5 protein-coding genes are annotated in these 5,985 nt (G+C 68.4%); 4 read left to right on the top strand and 1 reads right to left on the bottom strand.

Annotated features, from left to right (window positions below; all coding sequences use genetic code 11):
• From B1964_RS26005 to B1964_RS25995, 3 genes are all read left to right on the top strand, one after another.
• Positions 1 to 780: Hsp70 family protein (locus B1964_RS26005; protein WP_172398973.1), on the top strand; the 780-nt coding region annotated here is incomplete at its 5' end.
• Between the two features lie 5 nt (positions 781 to 785).
• Positions 786 to 2,732: a hypothetical protein gene (locus B1964_RS26000; protein ID WP_079931868.1), complete on the top strand. Its 1,947-nt coding sequence runs from the start codon at positions 786 to 788 to the stop codon at positions 2,730 to 2,732.
• A 72-nt stretch (positions 2,733 to 2,804) separates the two neighbouring features.
• The gene (locus B1964_RS25995; protein WP_006372510.1) at positions 2,805 to 3,533 is read left to right on the top strand and encodes a hypothetical protein; all 729 of its coding nucleotides are present in this window, start codon (positions 2,805 to 2,807) and stop codon (positions 3,531 to 3,533) included.
• Positions 3,534 to 3,617: 84 nt separating this feature from the next.
• Here the strand turns inward: B1964_RS25995 and B1964_RS25990 are convergent, their stop codons facing one another.
• Positions 3,618 to 4,697, bottom strand: a complete 1,080-nt coding sequence (locus B1964_RS25990) for an AraC family transcriptional regulator (protein ID WP_139765871.1) — start codon at positions 4,695 to 4,697, stop codon at positions 3,618 to 3,620.
• Positions 4,698 to 4,932: 235 nt separating this feature from the next.
• Between B1964_RS25990 and B1964_RS25985 the strand changes: the two genes are divergently transcribed.
• Positions 4,933 to 5,742, top strand: coding sequence for an SDR family oxidoreductase (locus B1964_RS25985; RefSeq protein ID WP_079931866.1), 810 nt, complete (start codon positions 4,933 to 4,935; stop codon positions 5,740 to 5,742).
• Positions 5,743 to 5,985: the final 243 nt, after the last annotated feature.

The raw sequence follows: 5,985 nt of genomic DNA, 5'->3' as shown, positions 1-5,985 counted from the left end.
CCCCCCCCCCGCCGACGCGGGGTGGCACAGGTGGATCGGGTGTTGCTGGTCGGCGGCTCGTCCCGGATGCCTGCGGTGACACGCGAGATCACGGCGCGGCTCGGGATCACCCCCGAACTGCGCGATCCGGATCTGGCGGTCGCGCGTGGTGCGGCGATCTATGGGGAGAAACTCGAGATCGAGCGTCTGGTCACCGCCGACCTGATCACCCGAGGTCGATTGGCGCCCGGTGCGACGCTCGTCGACGCCGCGCCGGCCGATGTCGACGAGGCCGCCGCCCGGGTGGCCGCGGCGTTCGCGATACCGGTCGCCGGAGTCCGTCGAATGCTCCAGATCAGCGTCGACACCGTGGTTTCTCGCGGCTTCGGGGTACTCGCGGTCAGCGGTCGCAACGGCGAACTCGAGGTCACCTGGCTGGTGCATCGCAACCAGCCCTTGCCGATCCGCGTCCAGCGCTCCTTCGGGACGGTGCGCGCCGACCAGCGGCGCATCGAGCTGACCGTGGTCGAACAACTCGGGCAGGAGGTCTCGCCCTCACCGCGCGACGCGAAGATGCTGATCGAGGGCGCCATCGAGGACATCCCGCCCGGCCACGACGAGAACAGCGAGGTGCGGGTCACCTTCGAGATGGGATTCGACGGCGTGCTGCACGTCAGAGCCCGTCATGTCGAGGCGGACATACCGCTGACCCTCACCGCGAAAACCGGCGCGACGCTGTCCCAGTCGGAGGTCGCGCGGGAACTCGACCAGGTCCACCGCAGTCGACGCCGGGACGTCTGAGCGCCGTGGAACCCTTCGTCGGCAACGACTACCGCAAACGCGTCCTCGCCGCGGTGGAACGCCGCGGCGGCGTCGAGGAATCCGACCCCTTCGAGCTGTACGACATCCCGATCGCCGAGGCCGCCACCCTCTCCGATCCCGAGGTGGCCGCCCGGATCGACGAGGTGTGGGCGTTCTGGCAGAAACAACGCGATCACCCCAAGTACCGGATGCTCGTGGAGCATTTGGTCGCCGAACACGGCGACCGCAGTGCACCGCTACGTGAGTCGGTTCGCCGCGTGACGCTGGCCCGGTCCGTGCAGGCGCGCCGCACCGCGCTCGATGAGCAGCGATATCAGTTGTTGGACAGCGCGATCGAACGCCTCGTCGCCCGTTATGGCGGCATCCCGGAGGGAAAGCGCGCCCGTCTCGACGAGATCGGGGCGATGGGTGGACTCAGTACCGACGAGGTCGCGACCCGACTGCGCAGACACCGCGTGGTGTCCGATACCCCCTCCGGGGCAACGGCTTCCACTCCTGCCGCGCCGCAAACGCTGTCGGCCCACAAACTCTCCCAGATCACCGAGCTGCTCACCGAGTTCAGCCGCCGCCGGAGCGGACCGCCTGCCCACACACTGCTCGCGGTACTCGATCTCACCACCGACAACGCCGCCGACCGCGGCGAGATCCGGCTGCGCGTCGACGGAATGCGCCACCGCGCACGGGAACTACCCGCCGGCCGCATGCGCGCCATCGTCGACGAGCTCCTCATCGACATCGAGGAGATCCTGCTCGGACCCGTCGAGGTCACCGACGCGTACCTCGCCTCGGTCACCGACCGGGTCACCGAACATCTGCGGCCCCGTATCCGGGCGGCGATCCTCGTCGAGGATCGCCTGCACCCCGACGATCACCAGTTCATGCTCGACGAGGCGCGTGAACTCGGTCTCGGCACCCGCGACGCGCGCCGGCTGATCGCCACGATCGCGGCCGAGTACGACGGCGCCGTCGAGGAGCCGAGCCCTCCACCGGCGGCCACGAGCCCCACATCCACCCCGCCTGCGCCGCCGGCCGCCGCCCCGGAATCAGGCGACTGGCAGCGCGAATTGCGCTCGGCGAGACAGGCTTTGCGCAAAGGTCGTCCCGAAGAAGCCCGACGGCGATGTGCACAGGCGCGCGCAGCCGCCGGCGACGACCCCACCGCACTCCGTCAGATCGATGCGGTCGCCGACGAGGCGCAACGAACCCTGGACGCCGCCACGCCGCCACCCGAACCGGCCCCGGCACCAGGGCCGCCTCCGGCAGCGTCAGCGGAGCCGCGCCCCGCAGCGCCGTCGCAGGTTCGGGCCGAGGCGGTCGACGGCACCGTGCGGGTGAGCTGGGAACCCTCACCCTCCGCGGGGGTGAGCTATCGGGTCACCCGCGTCGAGCCGAACGGCCGCAGGCAGGTGGTCGGCCGCACCTCGGAGACCGCACTCGACGACGGTGGCGTCGGCACCGCAACCCCATTGCCCACCTACGAGGTCACCGCAACCCGCGCTGGCGTGCACTCCGACGTCGCGATCTCCGGTAACCCGCCGCCCCCGCCCCGACCCCCGGCTCCTGCACCCACAACACCCACCGCTCCCACCACGCCACCGACCGATGATCTGCCCGCCGTCACCGACGTCCGCGTCGACGGGGACCGGGTGATCTTCGCGTGGCCCGACGGCGTCACCGAGGCCCTCGTCGTCATTCGGGCGGATGCACCTCCGCAGTCGCCGACCGACCCGGCGGCGTGGGCGAAGAAGATCACCAACACCCGCTACGCCATCGACGGCGGGTTCGCGATCCCCGGTTCCATCGCACGTCCCGGGCACATCGCGGTGGCGGCGTGCCGGCGCGACGGCAGCGGCGCGCTGACCGTCGCCGCCGCCTTCGGTCCCCGAGCGCGCGCGGCCCTGCCGGCGACGAACACCAACCCACGCCCGTGATTCGCTAGGCTGAATTCGCCGAATCGGACATCACCGACCTCGACCACCTGATTCAGAGGGGAATCACCTGCCATGGGAATCGACTACACCAAGCGACCAAAGACGCCGCCGGCCCCACAGCCACAGCCGACTCCACAGGCACAGCCGTATCAGCAACCGCCGCAGGGTTACCCGAACCAGGCTCCAGCTCAGCCGCCGGTGTCGTTGTCGAAGGTGACGCTCACCAAGTCCGCGCCGAGCGTGTCGCTGACCAAGCAGGGTTCGGCGACCGGTCAGGTCCGGGTGAACCTCAACTGGACCGCCGGCTCCAAGGGCGGACTGTTCAAGCGCGCCACCGGCGTCGACCTCGACCTCGCCTGCCTCTGGGAGTTCACCGACGGCAGCAAGGGCATCGTGCAGGCCCTCGGCAACTCGTTCCAGGCGCCGTACCAGGGACGGCCGATCATCTGGCTCGACGGCGACGACCGCTCCGGATCGAACACCGGCGGCGAGAACATGTACATCGACCTGTCGGCGTCCAATCAGATCCGTCGCGTGCTGATCTTCGCCTACATCTACGAGGGCACCCCCAACTGGGCGAGCGCCAACGGCGTGGTGACCCTGTTCCCGGCGAGCGGACCGCAGATCGAGGTACGCCTCGACGAAGCCGATCAGGGCGCCATCTCGTGCGCGATCGCCCTGCTGGAGAATCGAGGCGGCGAGCTCGTCGTCAATCGCGAGGTGCGCTACATCCGCGGCTCCCAGTCCAAGGTCGACGAGGCCTACGGTTGGGGACTGAACTGGAAGGCCGGCCGCAAGTAGCGGATCATTCCAACTCCACTCCCCGCCGTCGGTCCGGAAAGCCGGACATCGAGTGGAATCTCGTTGACCGGCGCAGGCCCGCGGCTACCGCCTCAGCGTCATCGCCGGACTCTCGCCGTAGGCGGCCCGGTAGGTGGCCGCGAACCGGCCTAGGTGCACGAATCCCCAGCGCAGCGCAATGTCGGCGACTGTGGCGCGGGTGGCGTCGGCGGCAATCAACGCCGTCCGCACACGCTCGAGACGAACGGTGCGTAGGTATTCGGTCGGCGAGGTTTCGAAGTGGGTGCGGAACCCGGTCTGCAGCGACCGCACGCTGAGACCCACCTCGTCGGCGATGTCGGGGATGTTGATCTGCTGATCAGCGCGCTCGACGAGCAGGTCCGCGGCGCGCCGAACCGCACGCGGCACCTGCGTCACCGCGCTGACGCCATGCACCTCGGCGCTGTAGTTGTGCGGCTGACTCAGCAGCAGTTGATTGACGACGGCTGCGCCGAGCTCACCGACCGCCAGCTGATTCGAGTGGGGACCCAACGTATCCACACTGTCGACAAGGGTGTGTACCAACGCCAGCCACGCACGCTCGGCGTGGCTCGTGGTCGACAGGGCCGGCGCGAATCGCAGGTGCTGGCGCGGAATGCGCCCCAGTCGTTTGCGGAGCTGCTCGTGCAGCACAACGCTGTCGATGCGGACCAGTAGTTGCCGGTTGCCCGCCGCCCAGCGCATCGAGATCTTCTCATCGGGCTGCAGCACCGACGCCGACTTTGGCGTGGACACCATGTCCCAGTCTTCGCCGACGATCACCGCACTTCCAGACAGTGGGATCTGAACCAGATAGAAATCGTCGAGGGCGGTCGGATCGATGCGGACGCTGGCACCGTAGTCGAGGTAGTACAGTCCGACGCCGCCGAGCTGGACGCCGTGGAAACGCGCCATGAATCCGTCGGCGCGTTCCATCGGCGCGAGCCCGTGGCGGCAGAAGGCGTCCCCGACGCTGGCGCGCGCGGCGTCGACATCGTCGGCGTAGGCCAGTTCGAAGTTCGACAGCGGTGTCGACGGGACCACCGGCCTGGTCCACGAAAGCGCACCGAGGTCGTCCCCGTCGCGATCGGGGCCGGCGAGATCGATGGCGGAGAAGTCGCGGGTACGTCGCTCTGCAGAGATCATGGGGCCGTCTTCCGTGAGTGTGACAGCCACGCTACTGCGCAATTCTGACCGTCGTCACAGAATCGTGTTAAAAGCCTGTTCCGTATTTGCTTCCCCGATGTCAACGTTTTCCACCGCTGCGCGTTCCGGATAGAGCCTGCGCATCGCGCATAGACCGGCACGTCTGCGCTGCCTAGCGTGGCCCACACCACATCGCCGATCCGGCGGTTTCGGCCCAACCAGGGAGAAGAGACACATGACATCCACCACCAGCCCAGCCGCCGGCTCACTCGCCGGTCGTGTCGCGCTCGTCTCCGGCGGAGCCACCGACCTCGGATGGGGCGTCGTGCACCGCCTTCGCGCCGCGGGCGCACAGGTCGCGGTCGCCGACATAGACGCCGACCGCGGCAAGGCATTGGCCGAGACCAACGCCGGCATCATCTTCGTCGAGACCGACCTCACCGACGACGCGTCGTTGACCGCGGCCGTCTCGACCACGGTCGGCACCTTCGGCGGCATCGACATCCTCGTCAACCTCGCCTGCTCGTATCTCGACGAGGGCGCTGCGACCACCCGCTCGCAGTGGCTGGCCGCACTCGATGTCAACCTCGTCAGCGCGGTCATGCTCAGTGAAACCGTCCGCCCCCAGCTCAAGGCCCGCGGCGGTGGCGCGATCATCAACTTCGGTTCGATCTCGTCCAAAATCGCCCAGACCGGCCGCTGGGTCTATCCCGCGTCCAAGGCCGCCGTCGTGCAGGTGACCCGGTCAATGGCGATGGACTACGCGGCCGACGGCATTCGCGTCAACTCGGTCAGCCCTGGCTGGACGTGGTCGAAGATCATGCGCGAACTCTCCGGCGACGACCGTGCCAAGACCGACGCGGTAGCCGCCCCCTTTCACCTCAACGGCCGCGTTGGCGACCCCGACGAAGTCGGCAATGTGATCACCTTCCTCGCCTCCGATCTGGCCTCCGGCGTCACCGGTGCCGACTGGGCCGTCGACGGCGGGTACTCCGCCATGGGACCAGAGCGCGCCGCGCCGGCAATCCCGCTGCTCGCCGAGTGACCTGACACATCCAGCACCCCAACGTATTTCCACTCGCGTCATCCCCCCCCACCGTCTACTGAGGAGCATCACCCCCATGACCACCATCACCATCATCGGTGCCGGACAGTCCGGCCTCCAGCTCGGCATCGGCTTGCTGGACAACGGCTATGACGTCACCATCGTCTCCGACCGAACACCCGAACAGATCGCTGGCGGCAAGGTCAGTTCCAGCCAGTGCATGTTCGGATCCTCTCTGGCTCC

It is taken from the genome of Gordonia sp. i37, from assembly GCF_002043085.1.
In the GTDB taxonomy this organism is placed as follows: domain Bacteria; phylum Actinomycetota; class Actinomycetes; order Mycobacteriales; family Mycobacteriaceae; genus Gordonia; species Gordonia polyisoprenivorans.
Note: the sequence above shows the minus strand (reverse complement) of the source record. Positions and strands in the feature narration are given on the sequence as shown.

What these genes read in the sequence shown, in the direction of transcription:
- B1964_RS25995 (WP_006372510.1), top strand. Translation starts at nt 2,805, where the DNA reads ATGGGAATCGACTACACCAAGCGACCAAAGACGCCGCCGGCCCCACAG.
- B1964_RS25990 (WP_139765871.1), bottom strand. Translation starts at nt 4,697, where the DNA reads ATGATCTCTGCAGAGCGACGTACCCGCGACTTCTCCGCCATCGATCTC.
- B1964_RS25985 (WP_079931866.1), top strand. Translation starts at nt 4,933, where the DNA reads ATGACATCCACCACCAGCCCAGCCGCCGGCTCACTCGCCGGTCGTGTC.